The sequence below is a fragment of the Thioclava dalianensis genome, from assembly GCF_000715505.1.
Taxonomy (GTDB): domain Bacteria; phylum Pseudomonadota; class Alphaproteobacteria; order Rhodobacterales; family Rhodobacteraceae; genus Thioclava; species Thioclava dalianensis.
In genome coordinates, this window is the sequence record NZ_JHEH01000020.1 from 39038 (window position 1) to 57804 (window position 18767).

Sequence of the window (18767 nt, forward strand, 5' to 3'; positions counted from 1 at the left end):
GGATTACCGTTTTGCTTTCGTGTGTTTCGAAAATCGGGTGACAAGCTGGATCAGCCCCATGCAGATCCAAGTGATCGAGAAGGCGATCACCGCCAGCGCCGCGGGCTCATAGGCCTTGTTGGCGCCGACAAGCTGCATATAGGGCCCAAAGGCGGGCCGGTTGAGCAGCGAGGCCAGAACAAATTCGCCGATCACGATGGCGAAGGTGATGAAGGCACCCGACAGCACGGCGATCAGCACATTGGGCAGGATCAGCCGTGCAAGAATCGTGGTCCAGCCCGCGCCAAGGCTTTGGGCGGCTTCGGTCAGTGTCGCCACATCCAGCGTGCGCAGCCCGGTATCCACCGCGCGGTACATATAGGGCAGCGCCAGCGTGGTGTAGCCCAGCAGCAAAAGCACGTTGGTGCCCATGATCGAGCCGGTGAGCGGCAGGAAGGACGACGTGTTGTAAAGCCGGATATAGCCAAAGACGATGACGATCGGCGGGATGACCAGCGGCAGCAGGGTGACGAACTCCACCACCGGGCGCAGCCGCGGCAGTTTAAGCCGCACCCAATAGGCGGTCGGCACCACGATCAGCGCGCCCACGAGGATCGTGAAGATTGCCATGACGATGGAATAGCCGAAGGTCTCGCGGAATTGCGGATCGCTCAGAACCGAGCGGTAGGCGTCAAGCGAATAGACCCCGCGCCGTGCGCGCAGCGAGAATTCGAGCGTCCCGATCAGCGGCAGCGCGAAATAGAGCAGGCCGAAAAGCAGGGCGATGATGGACCAAATGCGTTGCGTTCTCATTTCACCCACCTCTCCGACCGGGCCCGCAGGAAGACGTAGATAAAGTTCGCAATGCCAGTGATCACGATCATCCCGAAGGCCAGGGCATAGCCCAGATGGGGATCTTGCAGCACATCCCCGCGGATCTGCGCATACAACATGATCGGAACGATCGACAGGGACGATCCGGTCAGCGCATAGGCCGTGGCGACCGCTCCGAAACTATTGGCAAAGAGAAGCGCCAGCGTGCCCAGCAGCGAGGGCCACAGGATCGGCAGCGCCACGATGCGCCAATATTGAAAGCCGGTTGCCCCGAGGATAGAGGCGGCCTCTTTCCACTCGCGCTTGAGCCCGTCGAGCGCGGGCGTGATGATCAGGATCATCAGCGGAATCTGGAAGAACAGATAGGTGATGGTCAGCCCGAAGAAGCTCAGCAGGTTGAAGCCATGGGCGTAGATATTGACGCCAAACCACTCCTTCAGCACAACCGTCACAAGCCCCAGCCGACCCAGCGTCGCGAGAAAGGCGAAGGCCAGCGGCACGCCCGCGAAATTCGACGCCACGCCCGAGAAGGTCATGATCGGCCCGCGCAGCCATTTGGGTAGACCGCCCAGCGTCACGGCTGCGGCCAGCGCAAAGCCGATCAGGCAGCCAAAGAATGCAGTCGCGAGGCTAATCCTGATCGAGATCCAGTAAGAGGCGAGGATCGAGGGTTGGAACAGATTGGCGAGATTGGTGAGGGTGAAGCCGCCATCTGCCGTCCTGAAGGCGCCCACCACGATATACATCGTGGGCAGGATCAGAAACAGCGCGGCGAAGACGGTGAAGGGCACCATTCCGACCCATGTCAAAGGGACTTGGCGTCGGGAAACGGGGGCGTCAGCCATATCGGGGATCTTTCCGGATAGTCAAACCCGCGCCCCGTACCTTGTGGCACGGGACGCAGGGGCTTCATTCAGGCGATATCAGTTGACGTTCGCGCCCACGACGCTGTCCCAACCAGAGGTGACAGCCGCTTTGTTGGCAGCTTGCTCATCAAGCGTCGGGAAGATCGCCTTGGCATAGCCCTCGGCGGGCGGCATCGCGTCCAGCATCTCCTGCGGAACCTTGCCGTTCTTGGCGAGGTCGTTGAAGCGGATCGGGTGGCAATAGCCTTTCAGCCAGCCCAGCTGACCCTCGTCGGAGTAAAGATACTCCATCCAGAGTTTTGCGGCATTCGGGTGCGGGGCATAGGCCGAGATCGCCTGCACATAGACACCAGCGACAACGCCCGATTTCGGCACGACAACATCCACAGGCGGGTTGCCTTTGAGCGTGTCACGCCCGGCCAGCGCGTTATAGTCCCACTCGATCACGATCGGGGTGGCCCCCTGCGCAAGCGTCCCGGTCTTGCCGATGACGGGCACGAAATTGCCGTTCTTATTCATCTCGGCGAAGTATTTCAGGCCAGCTTCACCCGACTCTTTGCCAGGCTTGCCGCCGGCTGCAACGCCTGCCGCCAGAACACCCAGGATCGCCTGGTTGGAGGCGCGCGGGTCACCCGCAAGTGCGACCGAGTTGGCATATTCCGGCTTGAGCAGGTCCGACCAGTCGGTGGGCACGTTGTCCACGAGATCCTTGTTCACCGCGAAAGACAGCACGCCGTAATAATCGCCATACCAGTAGCCGTCGGCATCCTTGGCGCTATCGGGGATCGTGTCCCAGGTCGCGACCTTATAGGGCTGGATCAGCCCGTCTTTCTTGGCGGCGGGGCCGAAGGAGAGGCCCACATCGATCACGTCGGGCGCCTGCGGGCCCTTGTTGTCTTTGTTGGCGCGGATCGCCTCGATCTCATCGGCAGAACCCGCATCGGGGTTCAGCTCGTTCACGGTGATGCCCGGATACTTGGCCTTGAAGCCCTCGATCACGCCCGAATAGTTGCACCACGAATGGGGCAGGGCGATCGTGGTCAGCGTGCCCTCTTTCTTTGCAGCCGCATAAAGATCGTCGAGATTGTCGGCCGAAGCGACGCTCACGCTGGCAGCAAACGCCACCACGCTTGCGCCCAAGGCAAGTCGGAGTTTGGACGTCATATCAAGTTCTCTCCCTGGTTATGTGTTGGACACAAAGTCAGCTCTGCCGCCGAGTGAGTGCCCAAAGATGCTTTTCGCACCCTTAGCGTTGATCGATCTTGCTTCGGGTCAGGCCAAATTCCGTCCGAGACGGATTTCAAGCAACCGATCCGTTACTGTTAAACTATGTAAGTCGTGTGACAGAGGATTCGCTTTTAGCAAATGCAAAGCAACTGAAAACTTTCGAGACTTGTGGAAAAATTGAATTCCGAGATGCGGCTTTAGTACCGCCCGGGCCGCCTCGATCTGCCATCATTGGAAGGGTCGCACTACCTCGCGGGGCGCAGTTTGGGTAGCACTCAGCCAATCGGTCAAGGCTGCGTGATCTCTCGTTGATCGGGGTCGCTTCGGTTTACACGGCGCGGGCAGGGCTGCGATACCATCGATGGCTAGATCGTTGCGCAAGACGCCGGAGCGTCAAACGAGCCCGTCGGCCTCTTCGGTCACCACGAGCTGCACGTTAAACTCAGGCGGCAACGGATCGGGACGGATGATGCTCAACGCCTCAGTCTTCAGGTCGCGCACGCCACGGATATATAGCCCAGGCATGCCGCCGGGATAGTCGATCAATCCTATAATCCGCCCCTGCGCATCATAGCACCAGCCGCCCACCCGTCCGGCATTGCCATCGCCCAGCGGAAAGCGGTCGAAGCGGTCGGCCTCTGTCGGGCGAAGGTCATATTTCGCAGCGGTTCCCAATACCCCGCGGACCTGCTCGAGCGTCACTCGGCGAAGGGTTAGATCGGAAATTCCGTCGGCGCGCGCGGAAACGAAGCACAACGCGCCCTCCATTTTTCCGTGGACATCCTCGATCACAACGCCGCGCACAGATCCGGCCGGGCCTTCCTCCGGGCGACGGTCGATCACCGTGATGGTCACCGCTTCGCCCGATCCCCAGAAGCCTTCGGGCGTCTCGTGGCAGTCCAGCGTGATCTGGGCAAAGCGAATATCTTCGACCACGCCACCATCGCGCGACAGGATTCCCAACCCGCGGTTCGACTTCTCGATATCCACCCGCTCGCAGGTGATGCGCCGAAAGGCCGAAAAGCTCTCGGTGCCCAGCTTTATGGCGCAGGATCGGCTTTCGATCACGCAGTCGCGGATAATCACATCCTCGCACGGCCCAGTCAGCGTACCATCTTCGCGCCGGGTCGTCTTGAGTACGATCCCGTCATCGGCCGTGCGGAACACGCTGTTGGTGATCTCCACGTCACGGCATCCATCGATGACAATACCATCGGTATTCGGCATGCGCCGGTCGTTATCGACGGAAAGGCCGTGCACCCGGATCCTAGTGCAGGCCGCAAAATGCATTGTCCACATCGGGGCGTCTTCGATATGAAGCCCCTCGATACGAATGTTTTCGCACGCATCGAACACCACGACGCGCGGTCGATAGCGCACGGCGCGACGCGTGCCCATCTGGACATCTTCTCCCTGCACGTACTGGGTGCTACCCGCGCCGAAAATCTGCCCTCCCCCGACCAGCGCAATGTTGCGCGCATCGGCGGCGCACAGCATGGCCCGGTCGCTTTCCTCGGCTACGATTGCAACTTTGGTGCCGGCATATTGATCATAGCCCGGCAGAAAATGCAGTTCCGCACCGGCCAAGATCTCCAGCGTCACATCCGAGCGCAGCCGCAGCCCGGCGGCGCGGTGGAGGCCCGGCTCCAGCACCAGATGCAGTGGCGCATCATCGTGGTCGAGCAACGCCTGAACCCGCTCTGTAATGGGCGCATCATCTGCGGCGATCCGGACCTGTCGGACAACGTCCCTTTCCATCGCGCCTACCATCAGCGTGTCTGCAGCAAAGCGGCGATATAGCCATAGCAATAGGAGAAGGCCACCTGTTGCTGGTTCTCGCCCGAAAGGGTGGGCATGTGATCAGGCATCACCATGTATTTATACGCGGTTTCGCGAAGCACATCTATCACTGCCGGCATGTCGACATCGCCCTCTTCGGGAAAACTCTCGCGGAAACTATAACGCTTGCCGACGATATTGCGGAAATGGATGTTCATCAGCTTGCCGCGTTCGCCAAACCAACGCGTGACGTCGGGCACCTCCCGAACGTCCTCCAGCATCTCGGCCAACGTCCCGATGCAGAAGTTAAGCCCGTGTATCGGACTTTCATGCAGGCTCACAAAGCGCTTCATGCCTTCAACAGTACCCAGAACCCGCGTCACTCCCATGTAGCCGGGCGGGGTCGCCGGGTCATGAGGATGACAGGCCAGCCGGACCTGAGCCGTCTCGGCAACCGGCACAACACGGGCGAGGAAATAGCCGATGCGCTCCCAGATCTCGTCTTCCTCCAGAACGCCCACGCCCTCGGGAGCAGGGGCCTGAAGATCGGCCAGATCGGTGCGCCAGGCTTCAGAGCTATAGCCTCCCCGGCCCGGTTCCATCGGCGTGCGTGGAATGCCGATGTAATTGAAGTTGTAACGTACTGCCGGAATCCCCGCCGCGCCGCAATTTTCAATCAGGCGGCAAATGCCGTCGATCTGCTTGTCGCGATCCGGCCCGGCCAGCAGGATTTCGGGGCAGGGGACATCGTGATCGACCCGGCGTGAAGGCATCGGCAGTTGGGTCATGTCCAGCACCAACCCGAAACTTTCAATCTTTTCGCGGAAAGCTTCGAGCAGAGGGCGATCCCAGCCGCGCCAATCACCCTCGGGCGTGGCCGAAACATGGGTGACCCCCAACTGACGCATAACCCGGTAGTCGTCGTCGTGGCGCGCGGGCAGTTGTGTCCCAAGATACATCGGCGATTCTCCTATGCGGGCGGGCCTGCGACCCTCGTGTATAACTTCTTGTTCTACGTTGTATGATAAATTGTCAAGGCGGCGCACGAATTTGCCGTCAAAACGGCGGCAACTGGTCATTCTGCTTTTTCTCTTCAAAACAAACGTGCAACTGAGGCAGGGTCAGTAAAAAGCGGACATTGCAACCGAAATTTGTATGATATATAAGTCAACGGACCCGCAGCCGCCTCAATCCGGAACACCAGATAAGGCCAGACAGGAAAGCGCATGACGACCACAGCCAAACTGCCCGCAACTGCGCCATTCTGGGGCACAGACGCTCATCGGGCCTATCTGACGCAGGATGCAAAGCGGCAATTCGACTTCTTTGCGCGCGGTCTTGATTCACGTGGGGGGTTTGCCCCTCAGTCCATGAATGGAGCGCCGATCAAGGATGCGCCGCGTGAACTGCACGCCACCACGCGCATGGTGCATTCCTTCGCCTTGGGGCAGCTGGCGGGGCGGGGCGACGGGGCGACCATGGTCGATCACGGCATGGCTGCGCTTCGCGATTGTCATCGCGATGCACGTCATGGCGGCTATGCTTGGTCTTTCGATGAAGATGGCAGGGTACAGGACGGACAGAAGTTGGCCTATGGGCATGCCTTCGTGCTTTTGGCCGGGGCCAGCGCCAAGATGGCAGGGCACCCGGAGGCGGATGCCCTGATTGCCGATGTGATGGAAGTAATCGACCGCCATTTTTGGGATTCTGGTCTTGGCCGCATGCGCGAGGAATATGCACAGGATTGGGACCCGATCTCGCAATATCGCGGCATGAACGCCAATATGCATTCGATCGAGGCCTTCCTGACTGCATTCGAGGCCACCGGCGAGCGCGAATTTCTCGACCGTGCATTGTCGATTGTCGACTTCTTCGTCGCCAAGATCGGAGCCAGCCATGGCTGGCGTCTGCCCGAGCATTTCACCGAAGACTGGAAGGTCGATCCCACTTACGAGGGCAATCCGATGTTCCGCCCTGCCGGGACCACGCCGGGCCATTCGCTCGAATTATCTCGGCTGCTTCTACAGGCATGGGACCTGTCAGGGCGCAGCCGATCCGACCTGCTGCTATGGTCGGAGGCTCTCTACACCCGTGCTCTGAGCGATGCGTGGGACGCGGATCTGGGCGGTTTCATCTACACGGTCGCCGCCGATGGAACGCCACTTCGTCGGTCGCGCTACTGGTGGCCATTGACAGAGGCTATCGGGGCCGCCGCCGCGCGCCTCAAATGCGATCCGCAAGAGATCACGGAGGCGCAATATCTTCAATTCTGGCAGACAGCAGACGCCTTATTCATTGATCGGATGCAGGGAGGTTGGATCCCTGAGGTCGGACCTGACAATCTTCCCGATGATCGCCAATTCACCGGCAAGCCGGACATCTACCACTCGATTCAGGCGACACTGTTCCCGCTGGTACCGCAGCTTTCGTATCAGGCCCGTGCTCTGGCCGAACTGGGGCTCGATCTGAACTGAAGGCGTTCCGGGCCCCCGAATGTTTCCCGTTCAAGAGCGTCATTTCGGAAAGGTCAGAGCCGATAGCACGGCTCGGCCAGCCCCTGCATCGGCAGCTCGACGACATAGAGGTCTCCGCCCGGTCCTCGCCCATCAGCCTTGAGCGTGGTGATCACCGCGCTGCGAAGTTCTGGTCCAACAAAGCACAGATTGGTCGGGTTGGGCACATCGAGCCGGATCTCGGCATCGAGCTTTCCCTCGGGCGTCAGGCGCAGCACCCGTCCGCTGTCGCTCGCGGCGATCCAATAGCATCCAGCCGTGTCGATCGCAGCGCCGTCCGGCCGTCCTCCCAGAAACCTGTGATCCGCAAAGGGCCGTTCATTCGTGATCTCGCCGCTGTCAGAATCCAGATCCCAAATTGCGACATGTGCGCAAAGCGGGTTGGAATCCGACACATAAAGCCGGGTGCCCTCTGGGCTGAAGGCCAGTCCGTTCTGGGTACGAAACTGTCCCGCGCGAGCGGTGACTGCGCCGCCTTGACCCAGTGTATACAGCCTGCCGAAAGCACCAGGTGCCGATGTATCGGGCGCAATGCTGCCCGACCAGAACCGGCCCTGCCGGTCGCAGGCCCCATCGTTCATCCGCCAGCCGGTCGCCAGTCCTGGCCCGCCGACCGGGTGCATCTCCACCCCGGTCTCGGTCAGATCCAGCATGGCAAAGCCGCGCGCGGTCGACGCCGCAAGCCGCCCGTCCTCGGCCAAGGCAATAGCGCCTACCCGCACTGGCAAGGCATGCGCCGTGACCCTGCGATCCTCCCAGCGCAGACGCAACAACTCATTTGCGGCCAGATCGATCCATATCACCTCGCCCCGCGCCGGATCCCACACTGGGGTCTCGTTCAGCCCGCGCCCAACCGGAGCAAGGCATTGCGCCTCGAACACGGCCATCGGCTCAGACCCGCGGCAGAATGCGGCGTTCGGTGGCGCAGTCGAAGATCAGAGCCTTATCCTCGCGCACCCGCAGCGCCACTTGATCGCCGTCGCGCAACGCACTGCGCGCCTTGGACGCGACTAGGATCTGCCCCATATCCGAGTGGCAGATCACCGTAGTATCCGATCCTGTGCTCTCCACCGCATGTACCGTTGCGGGTAGGGTACCGACATCGGGGGCATCGGCGACGTCAATATATTCCGGGCGAATGCCGATCACCACCTCCTGGCCAGATTGCAGATCGTAGCCCTCGGGCAAGGGCAGCTCGTGCGCAGTGCCCGCAAGGCTCAGGGCCCGGCCCTGATCCCCGACGCGCGCCTCGATCATGTTGATCGCCGGAGATCCGATAAAGCCCGCAACGAAAAGGCTCTCGGGAAAATCGTAGAGCTCCAACGGGCTGCCCACTTGCTCCACCCGTCCATCACGCAGAACCACGATCTTTTCACCCATGGTCATCGCCTCGACCTGATCGTGGGTCACATAGATCGAGGTCGTCTTCCAGCGCTGATGAAGATCACGAATCTCGCCACGCACCTGACTGCGGAGCTTGGCGTCGAGGTTCGACAGCGGCTCGTCGAACAGGAAGACCGAAGGGTTGCGTACAATGGCCCGACCCATCGCGACGCGCTGACGCTGGCCGCCCGACAACTCTTTGGGCAGCCGGTCCAGCAGCTCTTCAAGACCAAGCATCACTGCGACTTCCTGAACCTTTGCCTCGATCTCGGCTTTGGGGCGACGGGCCAGTCGCAGAGCAAAGTTCATATTCTCGCGCACCGACATCTGCGGGTAGAGCGCATAGGATTGGAACACCATGGCGATGTCGCGCTCCTTTGCAGGCAGGTCGGTCACGTCGTTTTCGGCGATGAAGACATTTCCCTGCGTGGCCTCCTCGAGCCCGGCAATGATCCGGAGCAAGGTGGATTTGCCCGAGCCGCTGGGTCCGATCAGAACACAGAATTCTCCCTCGGCGATTTCAATCGAGACATCTCGGATGACCTTGACTGCTCCGAAGGACTTGGAGACGTTGCTGAGGGTTACCGCACCCATTTGATACCTCTTTGTTGATTGTCGGCGAGGCAAGGAACACTCCCGCCACCGACTCTTACCCTTTGACCGCGCCGGCCATCAGGCCACGGTTGAAGTGCTTTTGAAGGAGAAGATAGATGATTACGCTGGGTGCCATCGCGATCAGTGTCGCGGCGACAATGATATTTGGCGTGATCGTGGGATCCACGCGCAGCGACGCCAGTGCGACCGGCAACGTCATCAGGCTATGATCCTGTACCACGATCAAAGGCAGCAGATACTGGTCCCAGATCATGATGAAGCCAAAGATAATAACCGTTCCAAGTGCTGGCCGTATCAGCGGTAGAATTACATGGCCGAACACCTGCCAGTCGTTGGCCCCGTCGATGCGCGCAGCCTCCTCTAGTTCTTTCGGCACGGCGCGCATGAATTCGGTCAACATGAAAATAGAGAAGGCCCAGCCCACCACTGGCAAGATCATCGCGGCGTAGTGGTTATAGATCGGCTCGTTGATGATTGGCAGCGGCTTGAGCGTCACCAAATAGAGCGGGATCGCGATCACTTCTTCAGGCAACATAAGCGTCGTCAAAATCAAAAGGGTGACGACCGCCGCGCCACGGAACTTTTTGCGCGCAAGTGCATAGGCGGCGAGCGCGCTGACCAGAACCTGTGCGATGGTGCCGAAACCCACCACGATCAGCGAGTTCAACAGGTAGCGCCACACCTTCATGTCGAAAAAGGCGATGCGGAAGTTCTCCAGCGTGAAGCTTTGTGGAATCAGCGTCAATTGGCCCGGCTTCAGACTCGTGCCGCTGAAGGCGGTGACCAACACGCTCCAGAACGGTCCGACGAAAATCAGCAAGATGAGACCGTAGACAATAACCTGGAGGGTTTTGAGGGTAGGTGACTTCTTCATCTCTTTCCCCCCTCAACCGAAGAAACGATTCTTGAGCACGGTGTGCAGAATCGTCATCAAAACGGTGAACAGAAGCAGCAAGAATGAGACGGCTGCCGCATAACCGTAGTTCAACTGCTCGAACCCGACCTTGTAGATCTGCGTCATGATCGTCGAGGTCGAGCCTGCCGGACCGCCACCGGTGGTGGCATAGACCTCGGTGAAGACACGGAAACCGCGAATGAAGGACAGCATTACCACCACCGAGATCGCCGGAACAATTCCCGGCAGGGTCACGTGCCAGATCTTGCGCAGCCGACTGGCGCCATCGACATCAGCGGCGTCATACAGCTCGCGATTTATGCTGACGAGGCCGGCCAGAAAGATCACCATGTCATATGGGGCGCTTTTCCAGATGCTCATCAGGATCAGAACCCACAGCGCCTGCGACGGATCGGTCAGGAAACCCTGCGGCGGAATACCGAACAAACCGATGAACGAGTTCACCAGCCCATAACTGGCCGAGTTGAACAGAATTCGCCAGAGCTCGGCGATAATCGCCACGCTGGTGATCGCCGGTACGAAGATTGCGGTGCGAATGATGCGCACGTGACGCGCCGGCCCTTCAAGCGCCAATGCCAGAAAGAAGGCCAGAACCGCTGCGCCGATCGTTTCCGCAATCACATAGATGATGGTGTGCCAAGTCGCGACGAGCAGGGCGCTGTCGTGCAAAATCGCACGATAGTTATCTAAGCCGACCCAGACGCTGGGATCGTAAAACTTAACCTCATAGAACGACATGAGGAAGCCTGAGATCATCGGGTAGAACTTGAACCAGGTGAACACAATCAGCGCCGGCATAAGATAGAGCCATGGCATCACGCCCCTGCCCAGCCGACGCAAGGCCGGAGACCGGGTACTGCGTTTGCGGGGAGCGGGACCGTTGGAATGCGCGGACGGCTGCGTCTCGGTCATAATTGTCCTCTTGGGAACAGGTAAGGGGCAGGTGATGCGCCGCAAAACCCGGCGACGCATCGAAGCGGCATCAACCCACGCTCATTCCTTGTACGACGGGTCGAGCACGCCCTGCTTCTTCAGCTCGGCTGCAACTTTCGTATTCAGGTCGGCCAGTTGCGCGGGAATGTCGGACTGACACTGCGACAGGATCGCGTTGAAACCATCGCCGGTCAGCAGACGGATCGACGTCCAGTCAGGCACAGCCGGCATGTAGTGACCGTAGTTCAAGAACGTATCCTGATAGACTTTCCAGCGCGGATCTTTGCGGATCTTCAGCACATCCATTGTCGTGTTCACCGGCAGGCGCACCAAAGGTGTGACATCCGAACCGACGTTCATCCCGATCTTCTGCCCCTCGGGCGAGATCAGGAAATCGAGGAACTTCATGACAGCGGCCTTGTCCGTGGTGCCTTTCAGCATGTAGGCGCTGGTGCCCTCTGCCAAGGCGGCAACACCGCTCGGTCCGGCCGGCAGCATATCGACCTCGGTCTTATCCAAACCAGGCTCCTTGGCAATCTGGCCCAGATCGTATGGTCCGTCGATCAGCATCCCGGTTTGCCCCGAACGGAATGTCGGAAGCGTGTCGCCGGTCGTGGCGTTCACCGCGCCCGGCTGTGCCAGCCCATCGCAGATCAACCCGCGCACGAAGCTCAGCGCCTTGGCGTCTTCGGGAGTGTTCAGAATTGGCAGAAAGCCGTCCTTGGTCTTCTTCAGGTAGCCGCCACCAGCCTGCCAGAGAAAATGGCTCATATACCAGCTCGCGTAGCCACGCGTGGTCGAGGCCGGGATCGCCAGCCCGAAGGTGTCGGCCTTGCCGTTGCCGTCGGGGTCATCATGGGTGAAGGCTTCGGCCAATTTGCGCATGTCGTCCCAGGTCTTCGGGACCGGCAGGCCGAGCTTCTCGCGCCAGTCCTTGCGTACGAACAGCGCAAAGGCCTGTGCCGAAATCGGCACAGCGTAATATTTGCCTTGACCATCCTGCGCGCTCTGCCAAGCGATGTCCGAGACGTCCTTCCAACCGGCCAGTTTGGTGCGATCGATCGGATCTAGGATCCCCATCTGCCGCATGCTGCCAACCTGTGACGAGTCGTTGATAACGACATCGGGGAGTTGGCGCGCCGCGGCAGCGCGCGCCAAGCGCTGTTCGAAGTCGATACCGCTGTTGAAGGTCTCCACCTTGATACCTGTCTCCTTTGTAAAGGCATCGGTGATAGCTTTTAGAACGCTGATCGACTGATCGGTCTGGCGACTCCAGACGGTGATGGTCTCGGCTGAGGCCGGCAGCGCCACGGCAACCGCAAGGCAGCCACCCAGCAACAGTTGTCCGAATTTGGATTTCATCTGATCCTCCCTTGAAAGTCTCTTCCTGCGGTCGAAAAACCCGAAGCCTCCCGGCATTATCGCACGACGCTAGCCTGACGGAGCGTTCGGTTCAACTTATTTATAGGATAAAAACGCAATTTGTATGATTTCTTTGGTCGTTTGCCGTAAATTTCCCCGCTGGAGCAACGGAAATTCGCCAAGTTTTTCTCCAAGATCGAGTCTTTTTAGTGGTTTGTTCGATGGAGTTTGCCTGTGACGACTCGCATTTGGTGCCTGGCTAACGGCTCGACGCAGGAAAACTAGACGTGATCGCGCGCGTGGGCATGCAGATAACGAAGCGCCTATCCAGCGCCCCTGCAGATACGAACACCTGCTGATCGGACCAACAAAGACGCACGGGAGCAACTTGCAAGCGGGACAAGAGCCGATCAGGCTGTTTCAGATCCGAGACATTGCTGGCGTCTGGCAGGGCAGACTGCGAGCAGGTTTCCATAAGCGACATCCCCAGCGACGCAACTTGCGCGACCAACAACATCGCCTGAACCCGAAAATCGCGAGAGAAATAAGAGTGATGCATCATATCAAACGGCTGCCCTCGCGACCGGTCAAATCGGAACTGAGGGCGCCGCACCAGTGACCGTCGGCGCAAATCGATCAGAAGTGGCGTGCAGCCTCCGAGATCAGTCAACAGCCTCGATACTTAGAGAAAACCCTTAAAATCAACACGCTAAGTTTCTGTTTTCGACAGAAAGCCCCGCGAACTTGGTGCGTCGCGAAATTTCTCTCTGGCTGGTTGATCTGTCTAGAGGAGGCCCATCCCGGGCCGCCGAAAACGCTTGGCACGGATCCTGTTGGCAAAGGGTGCCATTCCAAAGCGTCCCTCTACATTCGGTTTCGGCGGAGCCAGAAGCTCCCGCCGATCTCCGTCGCGCGCCCACATGGCCGCCGTCAGTATCCGCATACCGGCATTGAGGGCGAGGCAGGAGCTCTTCGCGGCAACCACCTCACCGCCCAGTAATCGAAACCTGTATGACACTAAGTCAACAACCCGTTGACGCCGTGCACAAACCCGCGCAGGGCGGGCTGCGTCACGCCCAAACACATATAGCAAAACCAAGCAAACGCCTTTCCAGACCTAAAGCTGCATGATAGGTTCCGAGAAAGGGATGCGATATCTCGCGCCTCATTCGCACCGGCCCTTACTCTCACAGGAGATCACGCATGACCGAAGCGCCACCTAAAGGCCGCACGTTGGTGCAAGACGTTTTGGAAAAGCTACGTGACCAAATCGCCATGAAACAATATACGCCCGGCGATCGGTTGCCGAGCGAGGCGAGGCTGACCGAGGAGTTCGGAGTGTCGCGTACGGTTGTGCGCGAAGCGATTGCGGCGCTTCGCTCCGATGGCCTAGTGGATCCCCAACGCGGGGCTGGTGTGTTCGTGGTGGAGCCGAAGCCACGACCTGTCAGCGGTTTCCGTGTGATTGATCCCGCGCGGCTGTCGTCGGTGATCGAGTTGCTGGAATTGCGCGCCGCAGTAGAAGTAGAGGCCGCAGGCCTGGCTGCTCAACGTCGTTCGCCGGTTCAGGAAGAAGCGATCCTCAGCGCGTTGCATGCATTCAACGCAGCGGTCGAGACTGGTGGGCTCGACCATCAAATCGATTTCGAACTGCATCTAAGCATCGCCGAGGCTACAAATAATCCGCGCTTCGCGGAGATTCTGCACATGTTCGGCGCCAGCATGATCCCACGCCACGGGCTCAAGACCACCCGCAAGGACGCTCCGCCGGAGTATCTGCAAATGCTGCGCAAGGAGCACGAGGCGATTGTTCATGCTATTTTGGACCGCGATGAGGACAAGGCGCGGGCGGCCATGCGCGCGCATCTGAAGGGCAGTCAGGCCCGGTATCGAATGCTGCAACGCGGCTAAGGTTCGCGATCGCGCACGAACCGCTGCGTCGCACTCCAAACCGCGATCATATCGTCATCTTCGGTGCAAATGCGCTCAGCGCAGCACGGTCAATCTCTATGCCCAGACCGGGACCGTCGGGCACGCGCACCCAGCCATTCTCATGCTCGATGGACTGGGTGACCACGGCCTGCCTAAACGGATTCTCGGTCCGATCGAATTCCATGATCGGGGCTACGGAAGCTCTGCGCATAGGATCTGGAACCATCGCCGCCATGAACTGCAGAGCTGCCGCGAGTTGCACCGCCGTGCCCCAGATATGCGGGACGACGCGAATGCCGTAGAGAGAGGCCATGTCTGCGACCCGTCTGGCCTCGGTGAAGCCGCCCATGCCGCAAAGATCGGGCTGCACGATCTCCACACAACGTCGCTGCATCGGCGCGTGAAATCCCCAGCGGGTGTGCCAGGTTTCTCCCGCCGCCAACGGGATCGGCTGTTGAGCTTTAACCGCCAGATAGGCGTCCAACTGCTCGGGCACCACGGGCTCTTCGAACCAGTCGATATCGTAGCGTTCGGCCTGCTGCCCAAGGCGAATGGCCTCGCCGACAGTGTAGCCATGATTGGCGTCGATCATAAGCATTCGATCGGGACCGATTGCCTCGCGCACAGCGGCGATCACCCGCAGATCCTCAGCCAGATCAAAGCCGATCTTGAGCTTCATTCGCCTGAACCCTGCGGCCGCGTGTCCGGCCATCTCCGCCTCATTGTCCCGCACCCGGTCGACCCCGTCGCGCCGGAAGCTACCGGTCGCATAGGCCTCGACGCGATCCCGAAACCGCCCGCCCAGAAGGGTGGAGACTGGCACGCCAAAATGCTTGCCCTTGATATCCCATAGAGCGATATCGATGCCCGAAAGCGCCGTGATCGTCAGTCCGCGCTGCCCTTGATCACGGAGCGCATTGTAGCAAAGAGCCCAAGCTCTCTCGGTTTCGAGCGGATCGGAGCCCAGAAGGAGATCGCGATACGCTTCCACAACCGCCGCGTTTGGGAGCGGCGGGCCAAGGCACTCCCCCCAACCGACCGTACCATCGTCACAAATCACCTCCACCAACAGATGCAGCCGCCGATCGAAACGCATAGAAGCGCTCTCAAAGGCCGTCTCTAGCCGGTGTTCCAGAAAATGCGTGCGGATATCGGCAATCTTCAACGCTCTCTCGCTCCTCAAAAGGCCGAGTACACTCGGATCAGGCGGACTTCTCGATGAGCGCATGCAAAATTGCGTCTTCTTCCGGTGTCAGGTCCTGAAGTGGCGAACGCACCGCACCAGCGTCGAACCCCACCAGACGTACCCCGGCCTTGATCGCCGACACGGCGTAGCCCTTGCGGCGTGAGCGAAGCTCCATGAACGGAAAGAAAAATTCATTCAGGATCGTCTCGCAAGTTGCCCGATCACCGCTGCGCAATGCCGTGTAGAACCGCGTAGCGAGCGCCGGCACGAAATTAAACACGGCCGAGGAATAGGTGGTGAACCCCACGCTCAAATATGCCTCGGCAAACAGTTCCGCCGTTGGCATGCCACCCAGATACACCAACCGGTCGCCAATTTTGGCCGAGATCTGGCGCATCTTGCCAATATCGCCTGAACCGTCTTTAAACCCTATGAGGTTGGGGCAGTCATCACACAACCTTGCGACAGTATCGACGTCGAACTGACAATTGTCGCGATTGTAGATCATCACGCCAAAATCGACAGCCTCACAGATCGCCTTGATATGCGCATACAAGCCCTCCTGCGGCGCGTCGATCAGATAGTGCGGCAGGATCAGGATGCCGTCAGCGCCGATCTTTTCTGTTTCGCGAGCGATCGAGATGGCGATTTCTGTGCCATAACCACAACCCGACACAATAGCCGTATCACCAGCGCTTTCCTTCGCGGCACGCACGATCTCAGGCACTTCATTCGGCAGAAGCGAGAAAAACTCGCCCGTTCCACCTGCCGCAAACAACGCCGGCGCCTTGTAGCCCGCCAGCCAGTCGATATGGCGGCGATAGCTATCCTGCGCGAATTTACCTTCGGTATCGAAATGCGTCACAGGGAAGGACAGAAGGCCCGAGCCGAGCTTTGCCTTGAGATGGTCTGGCGTCATGATTGCGTCTCCTGAGTAATGGCAGTTTTGTCTGACTATTTGTACGACATGTCAAGACAGCGCAGCTCCCCCGGACGTGAAGCCCCGCAACACGGACAATCCGGCCCATTTCCGCAAAGCTCGATTATTCAGTTAAAAATACATAGATACAGGCATTCAACACTGCGGTTGGTGACGAAAAGTGAGAATTTGGATCACGACAAAACATTGACAGCGACGAAAATAAGTATGACAGGATTCTGTAAAGAGGAGATCCACTATGACACTGAACCGATTGCTGATCACCGGGGCCGCAGGGGCGCTAGGGCGTGCACTGCGTCCGCGCTTGTGCGGCTTGGCGAATGAAGTGCGACTTAGTGATCTCGCCGATGTCATTGATCTCACCGAACACGAACACTTCGTTCCTTGCGATCTCGCCGATCACGCGGCGGTGGTTGATCTGGTTCAAGGCTGCGATGGAATTCTGCATCTCGGGGGTATTTCGGTCGAGAAAAGCTTCGACGCTATCCTCGAGGCGAATATCCGTGGGGTCTTCAATATATATGACGCTGCACACAAGGCTGGTCAGCCGCGCATCCTGTTTGCCAGCTCCAATCACACGATCGGCTTTTACCCGCCGGGCCAGACCCTTCAGCCCGATGTCCCCTTGCGTCCCGACAGCCTGTACGGCGTGTCGAAATGCTACGGCGAGGCACTGGCGCGAATGTATTATGATAAATACAATCAAGAGACTGCGATTGTTCGGATTGGCTCATGTTTCCCGGAGCCTGACAGTCGCCGCATGCTGTCCACATGGCTTTCTTATGATGACTTGGCGTCCCTCGTGCGACGGGTGTTCGCCGTCCGGGATCTGGGCTGCCCGGTGATCTGGGGCGTTTCGAACAATGACGGCGTGTGGTGGGACAACACGCCGTCCGAGGCGTTGGGCTGGAAGCCGCGCGACAACGCAGCGCGCTTTCGTGCCAAGGTCGAAGCGCGACTGCCGCATCCCGACCCGGAGGCTCCCGATACGCGCTTTCAAGGTGGCGGCCATGCCGTCAAACCGGTCCGTGCCCACGACTGAACCGACACGCGCATCGCAGGCGCGTCGCTACACTTTCATTCGAGAATGGGCGGCGTCCGATCCTAGGCTCAATTGCCCCGAGACGCCGACAGGACGCTGTCCAGAATATGGATGACGTCTTGGTAGGGAGTGCGGGCACGATGTTCAGGCTTTCGCGCGTCGGCTCACGTAGTGATCGCTTTCAGCGCCGCGAGGAACTGCGGCCAGCGGTTTTCGAGACGCTGTTCCAATGAGTCTTCGGGATGCGCGGACCAGTCCTCGATCAGAATCTTTATGAAACCAATCAGTACCTGAGCTAGGAATTGGCCCGTCAGCACCCCGGGCGACGGAAGCCGGCTTTCGATGATCCGCGCCAGATCCTTGCGCAGCCCGTCGAGACCGATGTCATGCAGGTCGCGCACCTTCGGCTCCTGCCGCAGAAGCTGGGTGAATTTGTCCATCATCGCGGGATGGAAGGTGACCTGACGCAGGTGTGCGCTCAGGAAGATCTTCAGATCTTCGGTGAGCGGCCCGGCGCCAGACAGGAATATCTCGACATAATCGCCCTCGAAGCGCGGCGGATCGCCCGCGATCGCGGCAATCTTGTTCGGGTAGTAGTTGAAGAAAGTACGTGCGCTTATCCCCGCGCGCTGACTGATCATGTCCGTCGTCACCTCGTCCAGCCCAAGGTCCAGTGCCAGTTCGATCGCAGTTTTTTGGATTTCTCGGCTGGTTTCGCGCCGACGGCGCTCACGCAGCGAACACGTCGCCATTTTCATTTTTCTCCTCCTTGGATCGATCATGCATGAGGCCCGCACGTCGGCAAGGCAAGAGTTGGCCCGTGCCGTATAAGTTTGCACACAGAAGATCACAATAACTTGCATGGTGTGCAATCTTTACGTTCTGTGCAATTTCATTCAAGTTCCCGCGTAGTCAAGGCGCAGCTCTATGGTCCAGACCATGAGGCCGGGCCGTCACAATCGCGCTTATAAGGAAGAGGCCAACATGGTGATGGAGACTCGCGCAAAAAGAGTGTTTGGCTTAGCCTGCGCCATTCTTGGAGCGGCTTTGCTGACGGACGGCGCAAGCGCGCAACAGGCGAGCCAGAAAGGCGGGCCGCCACCGGCCGTGCCCGTGGGTGTGATCACGCTGAACCGGCAGGCGGTGCCGCGTGTCGTCACCCTTCCGGGCCGCGCGGTCGCCTATCAGCAGGCCGATATCGTGCCGCGCGTCGGCGGCATCATCACCAAGGGGTCTGATGCCGGAGGGGGCAGAATAGTA

16 protein-coding genes and 1 pseudogene are annotated in these 18767 nt (G+C 59.4%); 4 read left to right on the forward strand and 13 right to left on the reverse strand.

The window, feature by feature from the left end:
- Window positions 1-3: 3 nt before the first annotated feature.
- The 5 genes from DL1_RS14475 to DL1_RS14495 all read right to left on the reverse strand — a co-directional run bounded on the left by DL1_RS14475 (window position 4) and on the right by DL1_RS14495 (window position 5644).
- Window positions 4-792, reverse strand: coding sequence for an ABC transporter permease (locus DL1_RS14475; RefSeq protein ID WP_038067732.1), 789 nt, complete (start codon window positions 790-792; stop codon window positions 4-6).
- The gene (locus DL1_RS14480; protein ID WP_038067735.1) at window positions 789-1658 is read right to left on the reverse strand and encodes an ABC transporter permease; all 870 of its coding nucleotides are present in this window, start codon (window positions 1656-1658) and stop codon (window positions 789-791) included. Before DL1_RS14480 ends, DL1_RS14475 begins: the two co-directional genes overlap by 4 nt.
- Window positions 1659-1736: 78 nt before the next feature.
- Window positions 1737-2843, reverse strand: coding sequence for an ABC transporter substrate-binding protein (locus DL1_RS14485; RefSeq protein WP_038067739.1), 1107 nt, complete (start codon window positions 2841-2843; stop codon window positions 1737-1739).
- Window positions 2844-3299: 456 nt separating this feature from the next.
- The gene (locus DL1_RS14490; protein WP_038067770.1) at window positions 3300-4664 is read right to left on the reverse strand and encodes a glycoside hydrolase family 28 protein; all 1365 of its coding nucleotides are present in this window, start codon (window positions 4662-4664) and stop codon (window positions 3300-3302) included.
- Between the two features lie 11 nt (window positions 4665-4675).
- Window positions 4676-5644, reverse strand: a complete 969-nt coding sequence (locus tag DL1_RS14495) for a mannonate dehydratase (RefSeq protein WP_038067742.1) — start codon at window positions 5642-5644, stop codon at window positions 4676-4678.
- Window positions 5645-5911: 267 nt separating this feature from the next.
- Between DL1_RS14495 and DL1_RS14500 the strand changes: the two genes are divergently transcribed.
- Complete coding sequence (locus tag DL1_RS14500) at window positions 5912-7159, forward strand: AGE family epimerase/isomerase (protein WP_038067744.1); 1248 nt, start codon at window positions 5912-5914, stop codon at window positions 7157-7159.
- 53 nt (window positions 7160-7212) lie between these two features.
- Here DL1_RS14500 and DL1_RS14505 read toward each other — a convergent pair whose 3' ends face one another.
- The 5 genes from DL1_RS14505 to DL1_RS14525 all read right to left on the reverse strand — a co-directional run bounded on the left by DL1_RS14505 (window position 7213) and on the right by DL1_RS14525 (window position 12407).
- Complete coding sequence (locus tag DL1_RS14505; RefSeq protein WP_051693581.1) at window positions 7213-8085, reverse strand: SMP-30/gluconolactonase/LRE family protein; 873 nt, start codon at window positions 8083-8085, stop codon at window positions 7213-7215.
- A 4-nt stretch (window positions 8086-8089) separates the two neighbouring features.
- Window positions 8090-9175, reverse strand: a complete 1086-nt coding sequence (locus tag DL1_RS14510; protein WP_038067746.1) for an ABC transporter ATP-binding protein — start codon at window positions 9173-9175, stop codon at window positions 8090-8092.
- Between the two features lie 55 nt (window positions 9176-9230).
- A complete protein-coding gene (locus DL1_RS14515; RefSeq protein ID WP_038067748.1) occupies window positions 9231-10070 on the reverse strand; it encodes a carbohydrate ABC transporter permease in 840 nt (279 codons plus the stop codon).
- A 12-nt stretch (window positions 10071-10082) separates the two neighbouring features.
- Window positions 10083-11024: a carbohydrate ABC transporter permease gene (locus DL1_RS14520; protein ID WP_051693582.1), complete on the reverse strand. Its 942-nt coding sequence runs from the start codon at window positions 11022-11024 to the stop codon at window positions 10083-10085.
- A gap of 81 nt (window positions 11025-11105) precedes the next feature.
- Window positions 11106-12407 carry an ABC transporter substrate-binding protein gene (locus tag DL1_RS14525; protein ID WP_038067750.1) on the reverse strand — a complete coding sequence of 434 codons (1302 nt, stop codon included), beginning with the start codon at window positions 12405-12407 and terminating at the stop codon, window positions 11106-11108.
- A gap of 1203 nt (window positions 12408-13610) precedes the next feature.
- Between DL1_RS14525 and DL1_RS14530 the strand changes: the two genes are divergently transcribed.
- Window positions 13611-14318: a FadR/GntR family transcriptional regulator gene (locus tag DL1_RS14530; protein WP_038067752.1), complete on the forward strand. Its 708-nt coding sequence runs from the start codon at window positions 13611-13613 to the stop codon at window positions 14316-14318.
- A gap of 46 nt (window positions 14319-14364) precedes the next feature.
- Here the strand turns inward: DL1_RS14530 and DL1_RS14535 are convergent, their stop codons facing one another.
- Both DL1_RS14535 and kdgD read right to left on the reverse strand, forming a co-directional pair.
- Window positions 14365-15504 (reverse strand): mandelate racemase/muconate lactonizing enzyme family protein, encoded by a 1140-nt coding sequence (locus tag DL1_RS14535; RefSeq protein ID WP_038067753.1) that lies wholly within the window; start codon window positions 15502-15504, stop codon window positions 14365-14367.
- A gap of 37 nt (window positions 15505-15541) precedes the next feature.
- Window positions 15542-16444, reverse strand: a complete 903-nt coding sequence (gene kdgD, locus DL1_RS14540; RefSeq protein WP_038067755.1) for a 5-dehydro-4-deoxyglucarate dehydratase — start codon at window positions 16442-16444, stop codon at window positions 15542-15544.
- Window positions 16445-16703: 259 nt separating this feature from the next.
- On the opposite strand from kdgD, the gene DL1_RS14545 reads away from it, so the two are divergent.
- Complete coding sequence (locus DL1_RS14545; protein ID WP_038067756.1) at window positions 16704-17507, forward strand: NAD-dependent epimerase/dehydratase family protein; 804 nt, start codon at window positions 16704-16706, stop codon at window positions 17505-17507.
- Window positions 17508-17671: 164 nt separating this feature from the next.
- Here the strand turns inward: DL1_RS14545 and DL1_RS20950 are convergent, their stop codons facing one another.
- Window positions 17672-18265: a TetR/AcrR family transcriptional regulator gene (locus tag DL1_RS20950; RefSeq protein ID WP_051693583.1), complete on the reverse strand. Its 594-nt coding sequence runs from the start codon at window positions 18263-18265 to the stop codon at window positions 17672-17674.
- 169 nt (window positions 18266-18434) lie between these two features.
- Here DL1_RS20950 and DL1_RS14555 point away from each other — a divergent pair.
- Window positions 18435-18767, forward strand: a pseudogene (locus tag DL1_RS14555) (hypothetical protein); the annotation flags it as partial.

Excerpts from the sequence above, each read along its gene's own strand:
- DL1_RS20950 (WP_051693583.1), bottom strand. The coding sequence starts at position 18,265 with ATGAAAATGGCGACGTGTTCGCTGCGTGAGCGCCGTCGGCGCGAAACC.
- DL1_RS14505 (WP_051693581.1), bottom strand. The coding sequence starts at position 8,085 with ATGGCCGTGTTCGAGGCGCAATGCCTTGCTCCGGTTGGGCGCGGGCTG.
- DL1_RS14485 (WP_038067739.1), bottom strand. The coding sequence starts at position 2,843 with ATGACGTCCAAACTCCGACTTGCCTTGGGCGCAAGCGTGGTGGCGTTT.
- DL1_RS14510 (WP_038067746.1), bottom strand. The coding sequence starts at position 9,175 with ATGGGTGCGGTAACCCTCAGCAACGTCTCCAAGTCCTTCGGAGCAGTC.
- DL1_RS14500 (WP_038067744.1), top strand. The coding sequence starts at position 5,912 with ATGACGACCACAGCCAAACTGCCCGCAACTGCGCCATTCTGGGGCACA.
- DL1_RS14480 (WP_038067735.1), bottom strand. The coding sequence starts at position 1,658 with ATGGCTGACGCCCCCGTTTCCCGACGCCAAGTCCCTTTGACATGGGTC.
- kdgD (WP_038067755.1), bottom strand. The coding sequence starts at position 16,444 with ATGACGCCAGACCATCTCAAGGCAAAGCTCGGCTCGGGCCTTCTGTCC.
- DL1_RS14475 (WP_038067732.1), bottom strand. The coding sequence starts at position 792 with ATGAGAACGCAACGCATTTGGTCCATCATCGCCCTGCTTTTCGGCCTG.
- DL1_RS14525 (WP_038067750.1), bottom strand. The coding sequence starts at position 12,407 with ATGAAATCCAAATTCGGACAACTGTTGCTGGGTGGCTGCCTTGCGGTT.
- DL1_RS14490 (WP_038067770.1), bottom strand. The coding sequence starts at position 4,664 with ATGGAAAGGGACGTTGTCCGACAGGTCCGGATCGCCGCAGATGATGCG.
- DL1_RS14515 (WP_038067748.1), bottom strand. The coding sequence starts at position 10,070 with ATGAAGAAGTCACCTACCCTCAAAACCCTCCAGGTTATTGTCTACGGT.
- DL1_RS14520 (WP_051693582.1), bottom strand. The coding sequence starts at position 11,024 with ATGACCGAGACGCAGCCGTCCGCGCATTCCAACGGTCCCGCTCCCCGC.
- DL1_RS14530 (WP_038067752.1), top strand. The coding sequence starts at position 13,611 with ATGACCGAAGCGCCACCTAAAGGCCGCACGTTGGTGCAAGACGTTTTG.
- DL1_RS14495 (WP_038067742.1), bottom strand. The coding sequence starts at position 5,644 with ATGTATCTTGGGACACAACTGCCCGCGCGCCACGACGACGACTACCGG.
- DL1_RS14545 (WP_038067756.1), top strand. The coding sequence starts at position 16,704 with ATGACACTGAACCGATTGCTGATCACCGGGGCCGCAGGGGCGCTAGGG.